The following is a 23,309-nucleotide window of genomic DNA, read 5'->3' on the forward strand; positions in this document are numbered from 1 at the left end:
AAAAACTCCATGAACATTATTTAACCACTCCCAGTATGGGTGGAAAAGCCTGGGAAAATGCTCATGCGGAATCGTTGAATGGTATTCTCAAAAACGAATACATAGATTTTAGACATATGGATCTAACATTAACCGAGGCTCAGAGAATGATAAAAAAGGTGGTTTATTTATACAACAATGAGCGGCCACATGGTTCACTAAAGAATAAAAAACCACAAGAATTTGTAAACTTTGTTCAGCACTTAACTACTGAACAAAGACCAATATTAAAGATTAATTATTAACCTGAAAAAAGGCAACCATATTCAGGCAAGCTCAATAAGATAACCGAAAACCGAAAACTGAGAACTGAGAACCGCCTCTACTTCAACTTCTCCACCAGCTCTTGCTGAGAAACAGTGAATTGTTCTCCCGAACGCATGTTCTTTAAAGTGAATTTTTGCTGCTCCATTTCCTCTTTCCCTGCCAGGACCACGTAAGGAATGTCGCGGCGATTGGCGTGGGTCATCTGCTTTTTCATCTTGGCTTCATCGGGATAAAGTTCCGCGGCGACACCTGCCTTTCTCAACGCTTTAATGGCCTGAAAACAGTAGAGGCTTTCGCTTTCCCCAAAGTTGATGAACAAGGCTTCGATATCTTTAGAAACGGTTTCAGGAAAAAGACCGAGTTCTTCCAGCACCAGATAGATCCTGTCAAGCCCGAAAGAGATCCCTACTCCGCTCACATCTTTGAGTCCGAAGATGCCGGTAAGATCATCGTATCGGCCGCCGCCGCCAATGGAGCCCATCTTCACTTCTTTGGGGGCTGATACCTCATAAATAGCGCCGGTGTAATAGTTGAGTCCGCGGGCCAGGGTCACATCCAGGTCGAGCGTGGCGGTTTCCAGCCCCAGGGCTTCAATGGACATGTTGATGAACTCCAGTTCTTCGATACCTTTTTTACCGACTTCAGAAGTGGACAGTATGGTTTTCAGCACCTTTATCTTTTCGGCAAAATCTCCCTTCAGGTCAAACACCCGCTGTATCTTCTGAATGGCTTCCGCAGAAATGCCTTTTTCCTGCATCTCCTTTTTCACTCCCTCCTCACCTATCTTGTCCAGCTTATCAAGAGCGACGGTAAAATCGATCAGCTTGTCTGATTCCCCGATCACTTCGGCAAAGCCGGAAAGTACCTTGCGGTTATTGATCTTGATGGTCACCCCTTTCAGGTCAAGAGCACTGAAAACGGCGTCATAAAGCTGCACGAATTCCACTTCCTGCCACAGGCTGGTACTTCCCACCACATCTGCGTCACACTGGAAGAACTCGCGAAAACGCCCTTTTTGAGGCCTGTCTGCCCGCCAAACGGGCTGGATCTGGTACCGCTTAAAAGGGAATTCGATCTCGTTCCTGTGCTGCACCACGTACCGGGCGAAAGGCACGGTAAGGTCATATCTCAGCGCTTTTTCGCTGATTGACGATGTGATCTTGAGGCTGTCTTTGGCCTCATAAGCTTCTTTGTCGGCCTTCTTCAGGAAATCGCCGGAATTCAGGATCTTGAAGATCAACCGGTCACCCTCTTCCCCATATTTCCCCATCAGGGTTTCGCTGTTCTCAAAACTCGGCGTCTCAATTGGCTGAAAGCCGAACTTTTGAAACTGGTCGCGGATAGTTTGTATGATGTAGTTCCTTTTTGCCACTTCGGAAGGGGAAAAATCCCGCGTACCTTTGGGAATAGAAGGTTTCTGTGCCATTTTGATCGTTTTTTCCTGAAGCGCAAATATCTGAAAAAATAAAAGAATGCCCTGCTCCTTTTTCCGCCGAAAACAGCAAAGCTCAAATTTCCTGTAACAACTAAAGCTTCCCTGCGTCTAATTCACATATACTTTTGCTGCGAATGTTTCCACTTTTTAAAGAGAACATCAGGATCGCTTTTTTTTCCATTAAAAGTCAGCTTTTAAGGACGATCCTTACCGTCATGATCATCGCCATTGGGATCACCGCCCTGGTGGGGATCTTAAGCGCTGTGGCCGCGCTGGAAAATACCATTTCCAGTGACTTTGCCTCTATGGGCGCCAATACCTTCAACCTGCAGCGGTATGAATCGCAGATAAGGGTGAACGGCGGCGGCCGCAACGGTCGGGAAAAGATAAATCCCATCCTGGGGTATCGGGAAGTGAAAGAATTCAAGGACAAATACGAATTTCCGCAGACCAACATCTCCATTTCCTTTACCGGGACCTCTTCTGCAGAAGTGAAGTATGAGAACGAAAAGACCGACCCCGAAGTGACCGTCCTGGGAATAAACGAGAATTATGTATCCAATTCCGGACTGGAAGTGGAAAAAGGTCGGGACCTGAATTTCTTTGATGTTGAGAACAATAACAATGTGGCCATCCTGGGAGCCGACTTCAAAGACGGACTTTTCAAAAACCTGAATCCCATCGGCAAGACCATATCCATAAGAGGAGCAAAATTCAGGGTGGTTGGCGTTCTGGAGTCCAAAGGCTCCACCTTCGGAAACCGACAGGATCTGAGGGTATTGATCCCCATCCAGATTGCCCGTTCCATGTTCACCGCTCCCGACATCAATTACAATATCAGCGTAAAAGTAGATGACAAGCAACTGTTGGAAGGCGCACAGGAAGAGGCCATCATCACCTTTCGGAATATTCGCGGGCTAAGCCCCATTGAAGAGAACAATTTTGGGATCACCAGGAGTGACGACCTCATAAACCGTATCTTTTCCATCACCAAATACCTGAACATCGCCGCGTGGGTCATCTCCATCATCACCATTTTTGGCTCTTCCATAGCGCTTATGAACATCATGCTGGTTTCGGTAAGTGAACGCACCCGCGAGATCGGTGTAAGAAAGGCTTTGGGCGCTAAAAAGAACACCATCGCTACCCAGTTCTTCATGGAAACCTTAATTATTGGGCAGATCGGAGGCCTGTTCGGAATTATCTTCGGAATATTAATTGGTTTCGCAGTCTCTTCCGCGGCAGGCTTTGATTTCACCACTCCGTGGATGGCGATGATCTGGGCAACCGCCATCACCATTGTCGTCGCCGTGCTGGCAGGAAGTTATCCTGCGGCCAAAGCAGCTAAACAGGATCCTATAGAATCACTCAGATACGAGTAGAGAAATTCCAATTTTCAAGCACCAAATTCCAATATTTTTTTCCTTATAGTAATGCTTGCTAGAAAGCATTGGAATTTGGAATTTGTTATTTGGAATTTATAAATTAAGGTGTTTCTCGAAGAACTCGTAAAGTTCCCCTTTCGTAATAACCGCTCCCTGTTGCACCAGCGCGAAAATGTCTTTATTGCGGTCATCGCTGACGGCTTTTGCTGATGTATACAGTGAAACGCGGTCATCCATCAAATTTTGCTGCAGCCAGTTGTAACCCTGTCGGGTAGTGACATCAACCTGCTCGTTTTCCACTTTTATGGCGATAAGGTTCAAGGTTGTTTCGGTGATCTTGAAAAGGTAGATCTGGTTAGGCGAAAAATGCTCCAGGAAGCGCGCCTGATTCAGCACCCCTTCCCACACAAGATCGCTGAAGATATCCAGCTCCTCTTCCGCCACTTCTGGCTTATTGATCTTGATATCTTCCCACTCATCTCCGGTAATGGATTGAGAGGCTAAAAAGTTGATGAATTCCTGGTGTAGTTCTTCAAACTGTTCTTTTGATAATCGGGCGTATTTCATTGCTGAAAGTTTAAGGTTTAAAATTTAATGTTGTGTAAACTGATCTGTTTCAGTCTCAATTCTCATATCTCACTACTCAATACCGATAAATAAAAAAGCCCACTCCAAAAGAAGCAGGCTTAGTAAGTTTATAAAGTGTGATTACGCTTCTGCAACAACATCAAAGCTGAAGTTGGCGATCACTTCACGGTGAAAACGCAGGGTAGCGTCATACTGACCCAAACGCTTGATGTTACCACCGGCGATAGTGATGTACTTCTTCTCGATCTCAACACCTTCCTTAGCTAATGCATCAGCTAAGTCTTGGCTGGTCACAGATCCGTAGATCTTATCTCCTGCACCTGCTTTGGCGGTCAACTTAATATCAAGTCCATTAAGTTTATCGGCCTGCTTTTGTGCATCTTCGATCTGTTTCTTCTCTTTATATGAACGCTGCTTCAAAGTCTCTTCCAAAACCTTTCTTGCAGAAGGGGTTGCCAATACGGCAAATCCTTGAGGGATCAAAAAGTTACGTCCGTATCCCGGTTTAACGGTTACCACGTCATCTTTGAAACCTAAATTTTCAACGTCTTTTCTTAATATCAATTCCATAATAGCCCCTTTTTATTTTAATAAATCGCCAACGTAAGGCATTAATGCTAAATGACGTGCGCGTTTCACGGCTACAGCCACTTTTCTCTGATATTTCAAAGAAGTACCTGTTAAACGACGAGGCAATAATTTTCCTTGCTCATTCACGAAGCTCATTAAGAAATCAGGATCTTTGTAATCGATATACTTAATTCCTGATCTTTTAAAACGGCAATACTTCTTGGTCTTGCTTGTCTCGATATTCAATGGGGTAAGATATCTTATTTCCCCATCTTTCTTTCCTTTAGCTTGTTGCTCTATAGATGACATACTTACGCTTTTTCTTTGTTTCTGTTTCTTCTCTTTTCAGCCCACTCGATGGCATATTTGTCAAGCTTTACAGTAAGATAACGCATCATGCGCTCATCTCTGCGGAACTCAACTTCCAACGGAGCGATTGCTTCTCCTGGTACGGTGTACTCAAACAAGTGATAAAAACCACTTTTCTTGTGTTGAATTGGGTAAGCTAATTTTTTCAACCCCCAGTTCTCTTTTGATATCATCTTGGCACCGTTAGAAACAAGAAAATCTTCGTATTTCTTAACTGTTTCCTTTATCTGGTCATCAGATAAAACGGGATTCAAGATGAAAACAGTTTCATAATGATTCATAAAAAATTTACTTTAAATTAAATTGGCTGCAAAAATAGGATTAATTATTCTTTTTTCAAAGCCCCTTTTCAAGGGTTAAACTGCTTTTTTCATCGCCCAAATTCAAAATTACTTTCACTTGTAAGATTTTTTCATTATTATTGCTAGTGCTAACCTTATTAACAAGTGGAAGAAGTCATACTAAAATGCGCCGTAGTCGATGATTCGAGCTTACAACGATTGTCAATCGTGAAGCTCATCAAAGATCATCCCAATTTGAAACTTGTAGCCGAATACAATAATGCCATTGAAACCAAAAATGGTCTTTTGGATACGGAAGTAGACCTTATTTTTCTTGATATCGAGATGCCGATCCTTTCTGGATTCGACCTGCTGGATGATCTGCCCAACAAACCGCAGATCATTTTCGTTACCGGAAAAACCAAATATGCCTTTAAAGCATTTGATTATGACGCGGTAGACTACCTGCACAAGCCAATTTCCAAAGAGCGGTTCCTCAACGCGGTATCAAAATCAATTAACCTTTATAAGCTGAAGCATGAAGGCGCTCCGGCAGAAGATGACGACTACATCTTTGTAAAAAGCAACCTTAAGAATCGTAAGGTCTTCCTGAACAAACTTAAGTACATCGAAGCCTTAGGGGATTACGTGAAGTTCGTGACCGAAAAAGACAATTTCGTGGTTCTTGCTACCATGAAATCTTTTGAGAGCCAGCTGCCTTCCAATAAATTCCTGAGGATCCACAAATCATATATCGTGAACCTGGACAAGATAGAGCGCTACAACAGCAGGAATATCGAGATCGACAAACAACAGATCCCGTTAAGCCGTCACAAAAAAGCCAATCTTATTGAGGCCTTAGCCGCCAATCAATAAGGATCTACGTTCACCACTACCCTTATACTGCGAAAAGCCCCTACAGCTTTAAAGCTTTGCAGCACCTTCTCGATCAACCCCTTGGTCTTCCCTAAAGACTGTTTTTGAGGGATCTTTATCAGGATATTCTTATAATACTCATTCCGGATCCTCCCCACAGGAGGAAACTCGGGCCCCAGCACATTCTCATAGAATGAATTTTTCAAAGAAGTGGCCAGCCAGTCTGCCCCCTCGTTGACCCTGGAATAATCCCTGCCTCTTAGGGTAAGGCGGATCAACCTGTAAAATGGCGGATATTTATACTGCCGTCTTTCTTCCAGCTGCTCCTTATACATGTCGGCGTAATTATTCATGGAAACCTGCTGTACGATCTGGTGATGCGGATTGTAGGTCTGGATCAGAACCTTTCCTCTTTTCTCTGTCCGTCCCGCTCTTCCGGCAACTTGCAGCATCAACTGGAAACTTCTTTCATGTGCCCTGAAATCGGGGAAATTGAGCAGCGTGTCTGCATTCATTATTCCTACAAGCCTCACATTTCTGAAGTCGAGTCCTTTTGTGAGCATTTGCGTTCCTACAAGAATTTCTATTTCCCCTTCTTCAAATGCTGTAATGATCTTTTCATACCCGTGTTTTCCGCGGGTGGTATCAAGATCCATTCGTCCGATTTTATGATCTGGAAAAAGGGCTTTTAGTTCTGTCTCTACTTTTTCGGTCCCAAAGCCCTTGGTGGAAAGTTCGGGGCTGCCGCAGGCCATGCATTTCTTCTGAAGCGCCATATTATACCCGCAGTAATGACACCTAAGCTGATTGTTATGACTGTGATAGGTAAGGCTCACATCGCAATTGGGGCACTGCGGCGAATGTCCACAGGTATTGCATTCCAGAATTGGACTGAAGCCCCGGCGGTTTTGAAACAGGATCACCTGTTCCTTTTCGGCCAGGGTTTCCCTGATCTCCTCCACGAGCCTGTCAGAAAAATGCCCGGTCATCCTCCTTTTTCGGTGCTTCTCCTTAATATCCACGACCTCGATCTCGGGCAGCAAAACATTTCCGTAGCGCCTGTTTAGATTGACAAGGGAGTATTTGGAATGTTCGGAATTAAAATAAGATTCCAGGGCAGGAGTGGCCGAACCCAGCAAAACTCTGGCATTGTGCATGTGCCCCAGCACCACAGCCGCATCGCGGGCATGGTATCGCGGCGCAGGATCGTATTGTTTAAAAGTGGATTCGTGCTCTTCATCAACAACGATAAGCCCCAGGTCGTGAAACGGTAGGAAAACGCTGGACCTTACCCCCACAATAACTTTAGCCTTACTGCTGTTGTTCAGCACATTTTGATACACCTCTACCCTTTCATTGACAGAATACTTACTATGATATACGATCACCTTTTCGCCGAAGTAAGCCTGCAGCCTGGAAATGAGCTGGGCAGTAAGGGCAATTTCGGGCAAAAGATACAGCACCTGTTTGCCAGTGGCCACCATCTCCTCTATTAGTTTCACATAGATCTCGGTCTTTCCCGAAGAGGTGATCCCGTGCAGCAAACACACCCTCTCTTCCTCGTAAGCCGCTCTTATCTCCTGCAGCGCCTGTTCCTGGTATTCGTTCAGCTCCATCGAGCCGGAAACCTCCCCTCCTCCATATTGCAGGCGGTCGGTTTGGCGGTCATATTCCTCCAGCACGCCTTTTTGAACGAGCGATTTTATGATATTTGTAGACACCCTACTTTCTTTGGCAAGGGTTTTCAGTTTTAAAGGCTTGTCTTTGTCTTTCGCGCTGAGGGAAAACAGGGTGAAGATCACCTGCCGCTGTTTGGGAGCCCGGTTGAGCTCATCGAGCAGTTGGTGCATACCTTCTTCGGAAGCATGTTTCGGATCAAGCCGCACGTATTTTTCCATTTTTGGCCGGTACTGCTCATAGATCTCCTGGTTCACCACCACCACCTTCTTTTCTACCAGGGAATTGATCACAGGAAGCACCGTCTTTTTATCCAGCAGCTGGATGATCTCATTGATCTTTAAAGAGGATTGCCTCTGCAAAGCCTCATACAACAGGTATTCGTCATCTGTCAGCTCCTCTTCTTCCACCTCCACATCTTTCATAAGCTGCACGATGGTCTCGCTTTCCAGCAGAAAAGCACTGGGGATTGCCGCCCGCAGCACCTCTCCTTCGGCACACATATAGTAAGAAGCCAGCCATTTCCAGAAGGCTAATTGAGCAGCCGTAACAATAGGTGTCTTGTCAAGTATCTGTTCGATAGGCTTAGCTTCATAGATCTTAGGATCCTCCTGATGAACGGCCGAAACAATTCCGGTATAAATCTTGGATTTTCCGAAAGGTACAGCTACCCGCATTCCCGGCTGCAGAAATTCCGCTTCCCCGGCAGAAACACTGTAAGTGAAATGTTTCTCCAAAGGCAAAGGAAGGATCACATTGATGAAGTGAGGCATATGGGGTGCTGATTTTTGACAAAAATAAAAGCTTTTAAGCACAAAAAAATAAACCATCCTAAAAAGAATGGTTTCTGTTCATTTTATGTGCTGAAGTCTATTGAGCCAGCAAACTTTCCTTTAGGTCATCATCTGCAGGACGGTTGGATAACCAGATCCCGAAAAGGGCCTTTTTAAACTCCTTTCCTTTCACGATCCCTTTTTCCTCTCCATTCTTATAGGCCACCACACCTTTTGCAGGCAGGTAAACGAGGTCAAAAACATCGTTCTTTTTAATGTCTTCCTTGAAGAAGCCTAACATGGTATCTATTTCTTTCTGTATGGGTGCAGTGTTCCCGTTGGTGGATTTTTCAAAACCTTCGGTCACCGCTTCCACCATCTTATCGCTGGAAATCAGCTTTGAAACTATATGCAGTTTTATAGCCATGGGTTTGTCCCCGTTAAGGATCTCGGTGGCATCACTCGTTTTTTCGTTCAGGTATAAACCTGCGGCATAAAGATCTATCCACAGCTTTTCCCTTATACCGGCCCCATTAAGAGTAACGGTTTCTCCGTGAAAGGTCTCGCTGACAGGCAACACGGCATCTCCTACCTTTTTCTGGGCACTAACCGAAAAGGCCATCATCACCGCCATTATTGATAACATCAGTTTTTTCATAATCATTTAATTAGAGGGTTTTTATCTTTTTCTAAGTTTAAGGAGCGAAGCGTTCAGCTCAAATCCAAGCAACAATATATTAGAATTTATCCATATATACACCATCAGGATCAACAGGGCGCCAATCGACCCGTATAATTCGTTGTAGGCAGAGAAGTTCTCGATATACAATCCGAACAAAAAAGTGGTTACCACGATCAAAAAAGTACTGAAAAATGCACCTATTGAAAAGAAACGGCTCAGCCTTCCTTCCTTTGTTCCGAAATAGTATAAAGTGGCAATGGCTATATATACCATACTAATGAACGTCATATACCTTCCCACATCTGCCCAAATTACCGCGTTATTCACCACACCCACACTTTTAAGATCTTCGGTAAGATAAGTGAGATAAATGGTAACCACCACAGTAATAAGCAATAATAGCGCCAGAATGATGGAAACCCCAACAGCGATCACATATTGCCTAATGATGGACCTGTTGACCTTGGTGTGGTAGGAAAATTCGAAACCTGTGAAAACCGCGTTTACCCCATTCGCCATCAGGAAAATGGAGAGCAGGAAAACTACAGATAGGAGCCCTCCCCTTTTTCGGGCGGCGATATCAAAGAAAATGTCATTGAAATACTCTTTGGTATCGGGCGGCAGCAGATTATCAATGAATGCAAGAAATTCTATCTGAAAGTCATCTATAAAGTTGATGAACGGAATGAGGTTCAGCATAAAGAGCAGGAACGGGAAAAGCGCCATAAAGAAACTGAACGAGATCGCGCTGGCCCTGGCCGAAAATGTACCTTTTACAATGCCCGCGTAAAATATAATGAGTAAATCGTACAGGGAAAGACCTTCCATTCCCGGAAGCACAACCTCTTTGGCGTGGCCGGTCCACCAGCGCACCCAGCGGCTCTTCTTTTTACGTTTTACTTCTTCCGCGCCCATTGCTACACAGCCTTGAGGCTGAGATCAAGATTGTGAACGGAATGAGTCAGTGCCCCGCTTGAGATATAATCTACCCCGCATTCGGCATAAGGCCTGGCGGTTTCAAGGGTGATGCCGCCACTCGATTCGGTCTGGCATTTTCCGTTGATCATTTCTACTGCCCGCCGGGTCTGTTCATAAGAGAAATTATCCAACAGAATGCGGTGGATTCCATCCATCTCCAGGATCTGCCTTATTTCATTAAGATCTCTCGCCTCTACTATTATCTTCAGGTCAAGCTGTTTATCCTTAAGATACTTCTGGGTTTTTTGAATAGCGGTCTTAATTCCCCCGGCAAAATCGATGTGATTGTCCTTCAGCATGATCATATCGTAAAGTGCGAAACGGTGGTTCTCACCCCCGCCTATCTTCACCGCCCACTTTTCCAGGGCTCGTATTCCCGGTGTGGTCTTACGGGTATCCAGTATCCCGGTGTTTGTGCCTTCCAGTCTGTCAACAAAGGTGCGGGTCTTGGTAGAGATCGCGCTCATACGCTGCATGGCATTGAGCACCAGCCGCTCGGCTTTAAGAATGGACTGCGAAGAACCTTCCACATAAAAAGCGACATCTCTCTTTTTCACCCTGCTGCCGTCTTCTATAAGGACCTCCATCTTCAACTGCGGATCCACTTTTTCGAATACACGGTGGGCAAATTCCACTCCCGAAAGAATACCTTCATCTTTTACCAGGAGTTTTGCTTTTCCTGTAGCCTCCTTCGGGATACAGGCCAGCGAACTGTGATCGCCGTCTCCCACATCTTCCCTTAGCGCATTCTCTATGATTATTTCAATTTCCTTTTCAAATTGTTCCTTTGAAATCATTGCAGTCCTTATTTTTGCTAAAGTTACAAAGTAAAGACAAATTTAACACCATGACCATAAAATTGCTCACCATAGGAAAAACCGATGATAACAGCCTGCAAAGCCTCATCGACACCTATGTAAAAAGGCTGGGGCATTACAACAAATTTGAGCTTGAGATCATTCCCGATCTTAAAAAGACAAAGAACATCAACACCGAACAACAAAAGGTCATGGAAGGAAAACTGATCCTGGACAAAGTGACCTCTTCAGATTTTCTTGTTCTGCTCGATGAAAATGGAAAACAATATTCTTCGGAAGGTTTTTCAGAATACATTCAGAAGCGGCTCAACAGCGGCATGAAGCAGCTCATTTTTGTAGTAGGCGGGCCTTATGGTTTTTCCGAAGAAGTGTACCAGAGAGCCAACGGGAAGATCTCCCTGTCAAAAATGACCTTTTCACACCAGATGGTGCGCCTGTTCTTTACAGAACAACTTTACCGTGCTTTTACCATTTTAAAGAACGAACCCTACCACCACAAATAAAAGATTATGACCGAAAAAGTAAAACTGGTATTCGCCACCAACAACCTCAACAAACTAAAGGAGATCAAGGCTTTGCTGCCAGATTCCCTGGAGCTGCTTTCCCTGCAGGATATTGCCTGCCAGGAAGATATTCCCGAAACTTCTGACACTATTGAAGGAAATGCCATTCAAAAAGCACGTTATGTGAAGGAAAAATACGGTTATGATTGTTTCGCCGACGATACGGGACTGGAAGTGGAGGCGCTCAACGGCGCGCCCGGAGTATATTCGGCCAGGTATGCCGGGGAGGAAAAGAACAACGAAGCCAATATAGATAAACTGCTTAAAGAGTTGAACGATAAGAACAACCGCAAAGCGCGCTTTAAAACGGTGATCGCCCTAGTTCTTGACGGAAAAGAACACTCTTTCGAAGGGATCTGCGAGGGGGAGATCCTTAAGAAAAGAGCCGGGGAGAAAGGCTTTGGATATGACTCTGTTTTTCAACCTGATGGTCATTCAAGAACCTTTGCAGAGATGGATCTGGAGGAAAAATCCCGTATCAGTCACCGCGGCCGTGCCACTCAAAAACTGGTGGTTTTCTTGAGCCAGAATAAATATTAACACACTTCAAAAATAAAAGAGTATCTTTGCCGCTCGAAATTCCTCAGGGTGAGGACGTGTTGCTGGAAGTTTAGGTTTTAAGTATGTCGATTCGCTTCTTATGTAACACTAACATAAATAATCGAATACTTACATCTTAGAATGAAATCATTCCAACAACTTGGACTTGATGCGCAATTGCTTCAAGCCATTACCGACATGGGGTTTGAAACTCCGTCTGAAGTTCAACAAAAAGCTATCCCGATCCTTTTAGAGGAAGAGACCGACATTGTGGCTCTTGCCCAAACCGGAACAGGGAAAACTGCGGCTTTTGGCTTTCCGCTTATCCAGAAAATTGACGTAAACAGCAGAAAGACCCAGGGACTTATCCTGTCTCCTACCCGTGAGCTTTGTTTACAGATCACTAACGAATTAAAGAACTACTCAAAGTACTTCAAAGGCCTTAATACTGTGGCTATTTACGGAGGTGCCAGCATTACCGAGCAGGCGAACCAGATCAAAAAAGGAGCGCAGATCGTAGTGGCAACACCCGGACGTATGCAGGATATGGTGAACAGAGGCCTGGTAGACATTTCCAATATCGACTACTGCGTACTTGATGAAGCCGATGAAATGCTGAATATGGGCTTCTTTGAAGACATTACCGCTATCCTGTCACACACTCCAAAAGAGAAGAACACCTGGCTGTTTTCGGCCACCATGCCCAAGGAAGTGGCGACCATTGCGAAGAAATTCATGCGTACCCCGGTGGAGATCACTGTGGGAACCAAGAACACCGGAACTTCCAACGTTTCTCACGAATATTATGTAGTAGGTGGGCGTGACCGTTATGCAGCGCTGAAGAGACTGGCAGATGCAAATCCCGATATTTTCTCGGTTATCTTCTGCCGAACCAAACGGGATACCCAGAAAGTTGCCGAGCAACTTATCGAAGATGGATATAATGCAGCGGCATTACATGGAGACCTGAGCCAGAACCAGCGTGACCTGGTGATGAAGAGCTTCCGCTCAAGACAGATCCAGATGCTGGTAGCGACAGATGTGGCTGCACGAGGAATTGATGTAGATGACATTACCCATGTTATAAATTACCAGTTACCTGACGAGATCGAAACTTACACTCACCGAAGCGGACGCACCGGTAGAGCCGGAAAGAGCGGGGTCTCTATGGTTATCGTTACTAAAAGCGAGGTAAGAAAGATCAAAGGCATTGAGCGCATCATTGGGCAAGACTTTGAAAGAAAAGATATTCCAGATGGAATGGAGATCTGTGAAGTGCAGTTGTTCCACCTTGCAAACGACATTAAAGAGACCAAGATCAACCATGAAATAGACCGCTACCTGCCGAGCATCAATGAGATGTTCGAAGGCCTTAGCAAGGAAGAGCTGCTTAAAAAGTTCTTTTCGGTGGAATTCACCAGGTTCTTCAATTACTATAATAATGCAAAGGATCTTAATTCAAGAGCCGAAGCCGATTCTTTCTCAGATAACAGTGACTCTACCCGTTTCTTCATCAATGTGGGTGCAAAAGACGATTTTGACTGGATGAGCCTGAAAGATTTCCTTAAGGCAACCCTTGATCTTGGAAGAGATGAAGTGAACCGCGTGGAAGTAAAAGACAGTTTTTCCTTCTTTAACGTGGACAGCTCAAAAACACAGGAAGTGCTTACCATTTTTGAAGATTTCCAACTGCACGGGCGACACATTAACGTGGAAGTCACCAAGAACAGCGCCGGAAAAGATCGTGGGAAGAAAGGCTTTAAAGGAAAAGGCAAAGGACGTGGTTCAGAAAAATCTTTTTCCGGAAAAGGCCGTAAAAGATCAGAATCTCCGGTGAGCGGAAGAAGAAGATCGGCAGACGGAGGAGAACGAAGAAGCAAAAAATCGGGCGGAAGAGGGAACAGCATTGAAAGTTCCATCAAAAGACGCCGTTCGAAAAAATAAGTTTTCGTTAACACTTTGGTATGATTTTCCCTGAGAAAACCTTAGTTTGCAGACCAGAATGAGAAAATTATTAGCCCCGCTTTTTTTGCTTATAGGATTCATGGCCTTTGGTCAGGAGGAGCCTACCGTTGTAACCGGAAAAGTGTTAAATGCAGCCAATGATGTGGCCATTGAAAACGCCCACGTGGTGAACCTCAACCAGGTCAAGGGTGCCGTCACAACTGCCGAAGGGGATTTCGAGATCCCGGCAAAAGTGAACGACACGCTGTATTTTTCCTACCTGGGATTCAAACCTATCAGGGTAAGAGTGACCAATGACTGGTTGAAATACGGCGCCGTGAAAGTGAAGATGACCGAACTCGGCATCGCCCTTGAAGAAGTGGTGGTGCGCCCGGTGCAGCTTACGGGGTACCTGGAGATAGATGCCAAGAACATTCCTATTTACGAGAACTACCGTTACAGCATTTCCGGTTTGAACCAGGGTTATGAAGGAGGAGACCACAGTCCAAATGCCGTTTCACGGGTGCTGGGCGCTGTCTTCAATCCGGCAGATGCCCTGTATAATATCTTCGGAAAAAAGCCGAAACAAATGCGGAAGCTCCGAGAAATGCAGAAAGATGACGAGATCCGTCGCCTGCTTCAAAGCAAATTCGACCGGCAGACCCTTATGGCTGTACTGCAAATAGATCGCATGGACATTGACGAGGTGCTGAGAAGGTGTGATTATTCAAAGGATTTCATAGAATCTGCCAATGATCTGCAGATCCTGGATGCCATGAGCGGCTGTTATGAAGAATATAAGGTTTTGAACAGGTAAAAAGATATTTTTCTACAGAACAAAAGAAAGCCAAAAGTGAGAACTTTTGGCTTTTATATTTTTGGGCTATTTCTTTTCCAGGATCTGCTTCAGGTTTTGCAGGCCCGTTTCAAAATCTTTTCCAATGGCGCGCTCCATTCCGTAGAGCCACATAAAGACCGAAGCAGGAAACCGGTGAACTCCCTTCACCCCCCACACCATTTTGGTACGATCTGGCTCCAGCTCTTTCACCGCCATGTAATTCAGCGTTAAAGATTTGTAGGGACGCAGAAAAAGCAGTTCTGTTTCCAGCAGTTTACCCTCGTGCAACTTGGTGATCTTTTGAATGCCCTCTACCCTGTTATTTCCTTTCCAGTATGAAGCGGCTCCCAGTTTGCCGTCCTCTCCCTTATATTTTATTACAAATTGCGGATCGTTCAAAAACCAGGGCATCCAGGAAGATTGTTTTTTTAGCTGCCTGATGTAGGCGTAGACCTCAGCTTTTGGCCGATTGATCACCACTGTCCTGCTCAGCTCATAATCCTTCCTGGACCAGGCATGCAGAAAGGCAATGAAGGTGATAATGCCAATAAGTATATAAAAGAATAAGGTCATAAAGTTTTGTTAAACGGTCCTAAAGTAACCATTTATTGCGATGCCTGAAAGTGCCTTATCAATTCATCTGAACTTTTTATCGTTTTTTTGGCCCACTCAAGTTTTTTGAGGATCTTTTCTTCTTCGGAAAGCTGCCACTCAATACCGCTTTTTCTAAGCCTGGCCGTCACCTCCTGCAGGATAATGGCTGCGGAAACCGAAATGTTCAGGCTTTCGGTAAAACCCACCATGGGAATGGAAACGTATTCATCGGCTTCCTGAAAGACCTCTTCAGAAAGCCCCTCCACCTCAGATCCGAAGAAAAAAGCGGCAGGCCGGGTGATATCCAGGTCTTGCACGGGTATTCCCTTATGCGGGGAAGTCGCTATGATGCGATAACCTTTATTGCGCAGGCTTTTCATGCAATCTTCGGCGGAATGATATCGATTAACATCAACCCATTTTTGTGCCCCCATGGCGATCTCGCGATCGATCTTTTTACGGTTCACCTCCTCTACCACATGCACATTCTGCACCCCAAAGACATCACAACTTCGTATCACCGCGCTGGTATTGTGCAGCTGATAGACATCCTGAATGGCCACAGTAAAATGGTTAGTCCTTTGATCGAGCACCCGGTTGAATAACATTCTCCTTCTTTCTGTAAGAAAAGATTCCAGATAATGCAGAATTTCGAGGTTTTCATCCATGCTGCGAAAATAGCAAATTATGGGCTAATGAGCCCCTTCAGCAAAACAATGTAAGAGTCATTTAGACTCCGGAGTTTCAGAAAAATTACTTATATTTTTTGCTTTATTAAAGCTTCAGAAATGATGAAAAAGATAGTGGTTTTAACGGGTGCGGGAGTTAGTGCCGAAAGTGGGATTAAAACCTTTCGAGATGCCGATGGTTTGTGGGAAGGCCATGATGTAATGCAGGTGGCCTCACCGATCGGCTGGGAAAAGGACCAGGAGCTGGTGCTGGATTTTTACAACAAACGAAGAAGGCAACTTCGCCAGGTAGAACCCAATGCCGCCCACCTCGCTTTAAAGGATCTTGAAGAAAAATTTGACGTGCACATCATCACCCAAAATATTGATGACCTGCACGAACGGGCCGGCAGCCAAAATGTGATCCACCTGCATGGAGAACTGAAAAAAGCCCGCAGCACCTTTGATGAAAACCTGGTTATGGACTGGGAAGGAGATATAAAACTGGGGGATTTTTGCGAACATAATTATCAGCTGCGGCCTCATGTGGTATGGTTTGGCGAGGCAGTGCCCATGATGGAAAAGGCCATAGAGATCACTGCGGAAGCAGAAATCCTCATCATCATAGGAACTTCAATGCAGGTGTATCCCGCAGCCGGGCTCGTGGATTTCATTTCTGATGATATTCCGGTTTATTTTATAGACCCGAAGCCCAGCGTAAGCGAGAATCATAGGTTGACGATCTATGCTGAAAAAGCTTCGAGCGGGGTGCCGAAAGTGGTTAAGAATCTGCTGGAAAAAGCATAGAATTTCCATTTTTCCGAAGAAATATCTTTTACAGGATAAACCTGAAGCCGTATCTTTACCCCTTAATTTTTAAGCCATAACCATGACTGCCCTTCAAGCGATATCTCCAATAGACGGAAGGTATTTTCAGAAAACAAAAGAACTTGCAGCTTTTTTTAGTGAAGAAGCCCTGATAGGATACCGAGTTAAAGTTGAAATAGAATATTTCATTGCCCTGTGCCAATCAGGTTTGCCACAATTGAAAGAAGTAGAACAGCAGGCTTTTCCAAAACTGCAGAATCTCTACACGAATTTTTCTTCGGAGGATGCGCAGGCTATCAAGGATATCGAGAAAGTCACCAACCACGATGTAAAAGCGGTTGAGTATTTCATCAAGCAAAAGTTCGATGAACTGGGACTTTCGGCCCACAAGGAATTCATTCATTTTGGACTTACCTCGCAGGACATCAATAATACCGCGGTTCCTTTAAGCATTAAGGATGCTATGGAAGCCGTTTATCTTCCTTCGCTTAACAGCCTTTTGGAAAAACTTTCTGAACTGGCTGCGGAATGGAAAGACATCCCTATGCTGGCCCGTACCCATGGGCAGCCGGCCTCTCCTACCCGCCTGGGAAAAGAGATCCAGGTTTTTGTACAGCGCCTGAAGGAGCAAATCGAATTTTTAAAGAAAATACCAAATGCGGCGAAGTTTGGAGGCGCAACCGGAAATTTCAATGCCCACAAAGTAGCCTATCCCGATACCGACTGGAAGGCCTTCGGAAATCATTTCGTGGAAGATATTCTTGGGCTGCACCATTCCTTCCCTACTACACAAATAGAACATTACGATCATATGGCCTCGCTTTTTGATGCCTTAAAAAGGATCAATACCATCATCCTTGATCTTGATAAAGACATCTGGTCTTATGTTTCTATGGACTACTTCAAGCAGAAGATCAAAAAAGGGGAAGTCGGCTCCTCGGCTATGCCGCATAAAGTGAACCCTATAGATTTTGAGAACAGTGAGGGAAATTTAGGCATCGCAAATGCCCTTTTCGAACACCTTTCTTCCAAACTGCCGGTAAGCCGCCTGCAGCGGGATCTTACAGACAGCACCGTGCTGAGGGTCATTGGAGTACCGTTTGGTCATACTTTGATTGGATTCTCTTCTACGTTAAAAGGGCTTAACAAGCTTCTTCTTAATGAAACCAAACTCAATGCCGACCTTGAAAATAACTGGGCGGTGGTAGCCGAAGCCATTCAGACTATACTGAGACGCGAAGGTTTTGCCAATCCTTATGAAGCTCTTAAAGGACTCACCCGAACCAATGAGGTGATCAACAAGGAAAGCATTTCAAACTTCATTGACGGGCTAGAAGTTTCTGAAGAGGTAAAGAAAGAACTCAAGCAGATCACTCCCCAAACATACACGGGGATATAAAACAAAGAGGCCCGATAAATTTCGGGCCTCTTTTTCTTTAAAAGATCTGACATCAGTCTTTGAACATGGTATTGAAGTTCTGAAGCCCCTGGACATCCAATTCTCCTTTTTCAAATGACCTGAACAGCTTGATGATCGCCTCGGGATTCATATCATCTCCCGTCACACGGGCAATTCCGAAACCTTTTTCTTCATCGCTGCCAAACACGATCAATTCATCTATGGCATCTTCTTCTCCCATATAGTACAGTTCGGCTTTGCGGTCTCCGCCGCCGTATTTCATCAAAAGGTTGTATTTATCAGACTTCAGGATGTTCGATAATTTCTCCTGTTCTTCCCGGAAAGCATCTTCGTTTTCAGCCTTTTTAGGAAAGCCAAGGATGTTCACTTTCCTGATGGTCTCCAAAGTGGCTTTTTGTTCGGCAGTAAGCTTTGAGTTTTCACCTGTTAGCAAACTGGCCGGAATATCAAAAGCCAGGTACTGCTTGTCGTTCTGGTTCTCCACGTAAAACTCCTGAAGGCTTGTCTCATTTTCACATGAAACAAGCCCAAGGGTTAGTAGTACCAGTATTAAAACTGTCTTTTTCATTTTAATTTGTTTCAACTTTTTTCAACTCATCTCCTCCCGGGATCTTGAAGTCATTGGCCAACTTGGATACTTGTGCCAGGTTGATCTCTCCGGTGATGTTCAGGATAACAGAGACCGGTTTGGTCTTTTCGCGGCCTTCCATGAACATGAACAACTGGCTTACATAATCCTCACTCTTACCGGGTTTGTAGTAGAATTTCACCACTTTTCCGTCTTCAGAGACTCTCATGAGTTCTTCAAGGCCTCCTTTTTTTATGTAAGAAGAAACATCTGTAGCCATCTGCTTGCGAACGCCCTCCTGGGTGGAAGACAACACGCGCATTTCCTGCAGGTTCTCAATAAGGTCAATATAAGCCTGCGTTTCAGGATCATCGGCATTAAGGTCGATCTTGGTAAGCAGTTTAAACATTTTGCTCGTGATCACTACCGCATCCACTTCTTTCATATCCTCATATTTCTCGAAATTCTGAGCATTGGACAAGAAGGGTAATAACAGGGCCATTAAGGCTAAGGTTAATTTTTTCATCGTTTTTATCTTAAGGGTTTTTTACAATTTTATTTTTGGTACTATTAAATTCCTGCAGGTATCCCAGGTCTTCGGTTCCGGTATTCATGTACCGGGAAACCATTTCAAGGGCTTCTTTGGTTTTTTGCATGGCCAGCTCGGGATCTTCATAAGTACCGAACTCGTTCACTCTGCTGTTTTGGTCAAGGGCCACTCCCAGCAAGATCACTATACTTGCCGCAATGGCCACCCAGGAATAGACTTTCTTTCTTCCGGGTTTGATATTTACTTTTCCCGAATAGCATTCTTCTTTTGCCACACTAAAAAAGGTGAACATGGGGGCATATTGCTGCAAGTGCGGGGCCACATCACCCGATGTGAAGTAGGCTCTGAGCCTTTCTTCCTCCCTCACGGTAGTCTCTGCTTCCAGGTACTTCTCCAAAAGGGTTTCAATTGCTTTTGATTCCATAGCGGTGTCTTTTTATCATTTCTTCTTTTATCTTTTTTCGGGCTCTGCTCAGGGCCACTCTTATCGCTGTCTGCTGCATTCCGGTCATTTCAGCGATCTCTTCATATTCATATTGTTCTACTTCTCTAAGCTGGATCAGGATCTTTTGTTGCTCCGGAAGCTCCTGAATTATCTTCTGCACCCAGTTTAGATCATCATTTACCTCAACCTTATGCTGCAATGAAGCTTCTCCGCTTTCATAATTGCTGTGAACGATCCTCAAATTATTGTTCTGTTTCAGTTTTAACTGGTCCAGACAATGATTCTTGGTCACGGTCATGGCAAAAGCTTCCAGGTTGTTATAAGAACTTAACTGTTGTTTTCTGCTCCACAACTTCAGCATTACCTCCTGGACCGCATCTTCCGCAGCCTCTTTTGAAACCAGTAGCCGCAAGGCCATACGGTACATTTTGTCCTGTACCGGTTTCATGAGGTCTGTAAACTTTTGCTGTTTCATTTTTTGGTTAGTAAGCTGTTTTTTATCGCCTCTTACCATTACGACGGCCACCTATCAATTTTGTTACCAAAAAGTTTCAATTTTTCTTTTATCCGTGTAATTTAGGGGCTTCCTCAATTGGTAAAACTATGAAATTCCCTAAAACCCTACTCCTGTTCTGTTCCTTATTCCTTTTGGTTGGTTGTTATGATGACATGGATGATGTCATTAGACCGACATCCTCGCTCGACATTAAAAATTTTATATGGCGAGGCATGAACAACATCTACCTGTATAAGGGGCAGGTGCCCGATCTTGCCGATGATCGTTTTGCTAACCAGGAGGAATTGAACGAATTCCTGAATACCTTTTCCTCTCCCGAAGACCTTTTTTATAATGGACTGGTGGCTGCTGAAGACGAATTCAGTTTCCTGGTTGATGATTACATAGAACTGGAAAAATCGTTGGATGGCATTAGGGTTTCCAACGGAATGGAATTCGGTTTAAGAAGATATAGCGAAGGCTCGAACAATGTACTTGGGTACGTAAGATATGTGCTTCCCAATACTTCCGCAGAAGAAAAAGGCATAGAGAGAGGTATGATTTTTAATACTATTGACGGCGTACAACTGACCGTGGATAATTACTCCCGACTCCTGGAACCTGAAACTTATACCATTGGCCTGGCCAACATAGAAGACGGAACCATCTCTTCCACGGGTGAGACCATAACTCTTGAAAAAGAGGAGTACACTACCAATCCTATTTTTATCTCTAAAATAATTCCTACGGAAAATGCCAGGGTCGGTTACCTCATGTATAACGGCTTTACGGGAACCTTCGACGGGGTATTGAATGAAACCTTCGGATTATTCAAAGCTGAAAACATTACTCATCTTGTGGTTGATCTAAGGTATAATGGAGGAGGTTCTGTAGAAACGGCCAATGACCTGGCCAGTATGATCACCGGGCAAAACAAAGGAGAGGTCTTCTACACCGAGCAGTGGAATGATGATTATCAAACCTATTTTGAAGAGAACAGCCCGGACGATCTTATCAACAGGTTTAACTCCACTATAAGAACCGGGGAACAGATCAACAGCCTTAATCTTAACGAGGTGTATGTGATCACCACCCTAAGGACCGCCTCGGCCAGTGAACTGCTTATCAACGGACTTGATCCTTACATCAATGTGATCCAGGTTGGAGAGGCTACTACGGGGAAGTTTCAGGCTTCTACCACCCTTTATGACTCGCCCGACTTTAACCGATCTGATGCCAATCCCGGCCATACCTATGCCATTCAGCCTTTGATCTACAAGACCCTAAATGCAGTGGGCCGTACAGACTATTATAATGGCCTAGCTCCCGACATTGAGATCACAGAAGACATTGAAAATCTTGGCACTTTGGGTGATCCGCAGGAACCATTACTCAATGCTGCTTTAAAAGCAATTATGGGAATTCCCCAGGATTTTTCCGCTACCAAGCGAAGAACGATCTCCGGAGATATTGGAGGAAGCGGCATGGATGATCTGTTATATCAAAAAATGTATTCCGAAAAGGAAGCCCTGCCTAAACAGCCTGAACAAATAAATTAACTTTTATAGCTGAGACAGGAACCTTAGATTTACCAACTTAATACAAATGAGTGATTATGAATAAATTATTATTCCCCCTACTGCTGCTTGCAATTCTTTTCGGATCCTGTTCCAAGGAAGATGATACCGTAGAACCTCAACCTAAAGAAGAAATACAACAGGAAAGACGAAATCTTGAAGTAGAGGAATTCATTTTTGGTGCAATGAATGAAATATATCTTTATGAAGCCGATGTGCCTCAGTTGCAAGATGGATATTTTTCTTCTCAGGATGATTTTCTGGATTTCTTAGAAGGTTATAACGATCCTGTAAATCTCTATTATGACCTGGTAGCCGATCATGACCAGTTCAGCTTCATGACTGAAGATTATGTGGCTCTAGAAAAACTTCTAAACGAAGGAATTTCAGGTACTACAGGAATGAATTATAGGTTACACACATTTGGTAATAACACTGATGTTTTTGGTTATGTTAGATATGTTATACCAGGCAGCCCTGCCGAAGAAGCAGGAGTTAAAAGAGGGGACTTTTTTACCGAGATTGACGGAAGCAGCTTAAACGTAAACAATTACCAACAACTTTTAGGTCAGGCTTCTTTTTCAATGAGAATTGATGAGTTAATAGATGACACAATTACCCATACCGATAAGGTAGTTGAACTGAGTAAAGTGGAGATTGCTGAAGATCCCATTTTTACACACAACGTATTTGAAATAGAAGGGGAGAACATAGGCTATCTTTTATATAACGGCTTTACGCCAGATTTTGATGCACAGCTAAACAGTGTTTTCGGAGAATTTAAAAGCCGTAACATCTCCAGTCTTATCCTTGATTTAAGATACAATGGGGGCGGTAATGTAGAAACTGCTATTGATCTTTCAAGCATGATCACAGGCCAATTCAATGAGCAGATCATATTAAAGTATGAGTACAACCAATATTATCAAACCTATTTTGAGCAAAACAGGCCAGAGGATCTTCTCATGTATTTCAATAATTCTATAAGAAATGGTGAATCTATTAACAGCCTTAACCTCACAAAAGTATATGTTATCACTACCAGAAGTTCAGCTTCCGCAAGTGAATTGGTAATTCATGCTTTAGAGCCATATATAGATGTGGTACAAATAGGAGGAACTACACGAGGAAAATTCCAGGCTTCGGCTACTCTCTATGATTCTCCTAATTTAAGTTACACCAATAAGGACGGGGAAGTGCATGTAAACCCAAACCACAATTACGCCCTTCAGCCCCTTATTGTAAAATATGCAAACAAAGACGATGAATCGGACTTTGTTGACGGACTATTCCCAGATGTTGAAGCTTCGGAGGACTTAGGAAACCTGGGAACTTTAGGTGATCCCAATGAAACCTTATTAAACGCAGCCATTAATACCGTGCTGGGAAAAGCCCCGGAACCGGCTAGCGCAATGCAAAAGAGAGTCGAACAGGAATTCAAATTCATCTGGGAAAGCGATATGTTCAAACCCAACTATCAAAGAGTATATCTTGACAAGATCCATCTTCCAGAGATAATCCCTGCAGAATTGAATTAAAT

Annotated in this window: 26 protein-coding genes; 11 read left to right on the plus strand and 15 right to left on the minus strand. The window is 44.1% G+C overall.

The genetic code is table 11. From position 1 onward, the window contains the following. The coding region (locus tag BLS64_RS12495; RefSeq protein ID WP_143019320.1) for an integrase core domain-containing protein at window positions 1–284 on the plus strand (284 nt) is incomplete at its 5' end. 77 nt (window positions 285–361) lie between these two features. Here the strand turns inward: BLS64_RS12495 and hisS are convergent. After that, complete coding sequence (hisS, locus tag BLS64_RS12500; protein ID WP_093114024.1) at window positions 362–1,732, minus strand: histidine--tRNA ligase; 1,371 nt, start codon at window positions 1,730–1,732, stop codon at window positions 362–364. A gap of 143 nt (window positions 1,733–1,875) precedes the next feature. Between hisS and BLS64_RS12505 the strand changes: the two genes are divergently transcribed. Further along, window positions 1,876–3,123 (plus strand): ABC transporter permease, encoded by a 1,248-nt coding sequence (locus tag BLS64_RS12505; RefSeq protein WP_093114022.1) that lies wholly within the window; start codon window positions 1,876–1,878, stop codon window positions 3,121–3,123. Between the two features lie 96 nt (window positions 3,124–3,219). Here BLS64_RS12505 and BLS64_RS12510 read toward each other — a convergent pair whose 3' ends face one another. The 4 genes from BLS64_RS12510 to rpsF form a co-directional block, all read right to left on the minus strand. Then, complete coding sequence (locus tag BLS64_RS12510; RefSeq protein WP_093114020.1) at window positions 3,220–3,693, minus strand: DUF6495 family protein; 474 nt, start codon at window positions 3,691–3,693, stop codon at window positions 3,220–3,222. 141 nt (window positions 3,694–3,834) lie between these two features. Further along, entirely contained in the window at window positions 3,835–4,284 is a 450-nt protein-coding gene (gene rplI / locus BLS64_RS12515; RefSeq protein WP_093114019.1) for a 50S ribosomal protein L9, read from the minus strand. A 12-nt stretch (window positions 4,285–4,296) separates the two neighbouring features. Next, complete coding sequence (gene rpsR, locus BLS64_RS12520; protein WP_037324607.1) at window positions 4,297–4,593, minus strand: 30S ribosomal protein S18; 297 nt, start codon at window positions 4,591–4,593, stop codon at window positions 4,297–4,299. 2 nt (window positions 4,594–4,595) lie between these two features. Beyond that, window positions 4,596–4,934 (minus strand): 30S ribosomal protein S6, encoded by a 339-nt coding sequence (gene rpsF, locus BLS64_RS12525; protein WP_093114017.1) that lies wholly within the window; start codon window positions 4,932–4,934, stop codon window positions 4,596–4,598. A gap of 165 nt (window positions 4,935–5,099) precedes the next feature. Between rpsF and BLS64_RS12530 the strand changes: the two genes are divergently transcribed. Then, window positions 5,100–5,810, plus strand: a complete 711-nt coding sequence (locus BLS64_RS12530) for a LytR/AlgR family response regulator transcription factor (RefSeq protein WP_093114015.1) — start codon at window positions 5,100–5,102, stop codon at window positions 5,808–5,810. On the opposite strand, the gene priA is transcribed toward BLS64_RS12530, so the two are convergent. From priA to nadC, 4 genes are all read right to left on the minus strand, one after another. After that, window positions 5,804–8,260, minus strand: a complete 2,457-nt coding sequence (priA, locus tag BLS64_RS12535; RefSeq protein ID WP_093114036.1) for a replication restart helicase PriA — start codon at window positions 8,258–8,260, stop codon at window positions 5,804–5,806. The genes BLS64_RS12530 and priA overlap by 7 nt on opposite strands. Before the next feature lie 97 nt (window positions 8,261–8,357). Next, entirely contained in the window at window positions 8,358–8,918 is a 561-nt protein-coding gene (locus tag BLS64_RS12540) for a chalcone isomerase family protein (RefSeq protein ID WP_093114034.1), read from the minus strand. Between the two features lie 21 nt (window positions 8,919–8,939). Then, entirely contained in the window at window positions 8,940–9,857 is a 918-nt protein-coding gene (locus BLS64_RS12545) for a YihY/virulence factor BrkB family protein (protein WP_093114014.1), read from the minus strand. Between the two features lie 2 nt (window positions 9,858–9,859). Continuing rightward, the gene (gene nadC, locus BLS64_RS12550) at window positions 9,860–10,717 is read right to left on the minus strand and encodes a carboxylating nicotinate-nucleotide diphosphorylase (RefSeq protein ID WP_093114012.1); all 858 of its coding nucleotides are present in this window, start codon (window positions 10,715–10,717) and stop codon (window positions 9,860–9,862) included. Window positions 10,718–10,767: 50 nt separating this feature from the next. Between nadC and rlmH the strand changes: the two genes are divergently transcribed. From rlmH to BLS64_RS12570, 4 genes are all read left to right on the plus strand, one after another. Then, complete coding sequence (gene rlmH / locus BLS64_RS12555; protein ID WP_093114011.1) at window positions 10,768–11,241, plus strand: 23S rRNA (pseudouridine(1915)-N(3))-methyltransferase RlmH; 474 nt, start codon at window positions 10,768–10,770, stop codon at window positions 11,239–11,241. A gap of 6 nt (window positions 11,242–11,247) precedes the next feature. Then, entirely contained in the window at window positions 11,248–11,841 is a 594-nt protein-coding gene (locus BLS64_RS12560) for a non-canonical purine NTP diphosphatase (protein WP_093114009.1), read from the plus strand. Between the two features lie 141 nt (window positions 11,842–11,982). Beyond that, window positions 11,983–13,785 (plus strand): DEAD/DEAH box helicase, encoded by a 1,803-nt coding sequence (locus BLS64_RS12565; protein ID WP_093114008.1) that lies wholly within the window; start codon window positions 11,983–11,985, stop codon window positions 13,783–13,785. Between the two features lie 58 nt (window positions 13,786–13,843). Beyond that, complete coding sequence (locus BLS64_RS12570) at window positions 13,844–14,602, plus strand: carboxypeptidase-like regulatory domain-containing protein (protein WP_093114006.1); 759 nt, start codon at window positions 13,844–13,846, stop codon at window positions 14,600–14,602. Between the two features lie 66 nt (window positions 14,603–14,668). Here the strand turns inward: BLS64_RS12570 and BLS64_RS12575 are convergent, their stop codons facing one another. Both BLS64_RS12575 and BLS64_RS12580 read right to left on the minus strand, forming a co-directional pair. Next, window positions 14,669–15,196, minus strand: a complete 528-nt coding sequence (locus tag BLS64_RS12575) for an SRPBCC family protein (RefSeq protein WP_093114005.1) — start codon at window positions 15,194–15,196, stop codon at window positions 14,669–14,671. Window positions 15,197–15,228: 32 nt separating this feature from the next. Then, on the minus strand, window positions 15,229–15,885 hold the full coding sequence (locus BLS64_RS12580; protein WP_093114003.1) for a TrmH family RNA methyltransferase: 657 nt from the start codon (window positions 15,883–15,885) through the stop codon (window positions 15,229–15,231). A gap of 123 nt (window positions 15,886–16,008) precedes the next feature. Here BLS64_RS12580 and BLS64_RS12585 point away from each other — a divergent pair, with 123 nt between their 5' ends. Together BLS64_RS12585 and purB are read left to right on the plus strand one after the other, a co-directional pair. Next, window positions 16,009–16,692, plus strand: a complete 684-nt coding sequence (locus BLS64_RS12585; RefSeq protein ID WP_093114032.1) for an SIR2 family NAD-dependent protein deacylase — start codon at window positions 16,009–16,011, stop codon at window positions 16,690–16,692. Window positions 16,693–16,774: 82 nt separating this feature from the next. After that, complete coding sequence (gene purB / locus BLS64_RS12590; RefSeq protein WP_176763480.1) at window positions 16,775–18,112, plus strand: adenylosuccinate lyase; 1,338 nt, start codon at window positions 16,775–16,777, stop codon at window positions 18,110–18,112. 52 nt (window positions 18,113–18,164) lie between these two features. Here purB and BLS64_RS12595 read toward each other — a convergent pair whose 3' ends face one another. From BLS64_RS12595 to BLS64_RS12610, 4 genes are read right to left on the minus strand one after another with little or no spacing between them, the layout of a single operon-like run. Further along, window positions 18,165–18,701, minus strand: coding sequence for a DUF4252 domain-containing protein (locus BLS64_RS12595; RefSeq protein WP_093113999.1), 537 nt, complete (start codon window positions 18,699–18,701; stop codon window positions 18,165–18,167). 1 nt (window position 18,702) lies between these two features. After that, entirely contained in the window at window positions 18,703–19,227 is a 525-nt protein-coding gene (locus BLS64_RS12600; protein WP_093113998.1) for a DUF4252 domain-containing protein, read from the minus strand. Between the two features lie 10 nt (window positions 19,228–19,237). Further along, window positions 19,238–19,675 carry a hypothetical protein gene (locus tag BLS64_RS12605; RefSeq protein ID WP_093113996.1) on the minus strand — a complete coding sequence of 146 codons (438 nt, stop codon included), beginning with the start codon at window positions 19,673–19,675 and terminating at the stop codon, window positions 19,238–19,240. Continuing rightward, a complete protein-coding gene (locus BLS64_RS12610; RefSeq protein ID WP_093114031.1) occupies window positions 19,656–20,171 on the minus strand; it encodes an RNA polymerase sigma factor in 516 nt (171 codons plus the stop codon). Before BLS64_RS12610 ends, BLS64_RS12605 begins: the two co-directional genes overlap by 20 nt. A gap of 128 nt (window positions 20,172–20,299) precedes the next feature. Here BLS64_RS12610 and BLS64_RS12615 point away from each other — a divergent pair, with 128 nt between their 5' ends. Continuing rightward, complete coding sequence (locus tag BLS64_RS12615) at window positions 20,300–21,751, plus strand: S41 family peptidase (RefSeq protein ID WP_093113994.1); 1,452 nt, start codon at window positions 20,300–20,302, stop codon at window positions 21,749–21,751. A gap of 56 nt (window positions 21,752–21,807) precedes the next feature. Then, window positions 21,808–23,307 (plus strand): S41 family peptidase, encoded by a 1,500-nt coding sequence (locus tag BLS64_RS12620; protein ID WP_093113993.1) that lies wholly within the window; start codon window positions 21,808–21,810, stop codon window positions 23,305–23,307. Window positions 23,308–23,309: the final 2 nt, after the last annotated feature.

The sequence above is a fragment of the Salinimicrobium catena genome (assembly GCF_900102915.1).
Classification (GTDB): domain Bacteria; phylum Bacteroidota; class Bacteroidia; order Flavobacteriales; family Flavobacteriaceae; genus Salinimicrobium; species Salinimicrobium catena.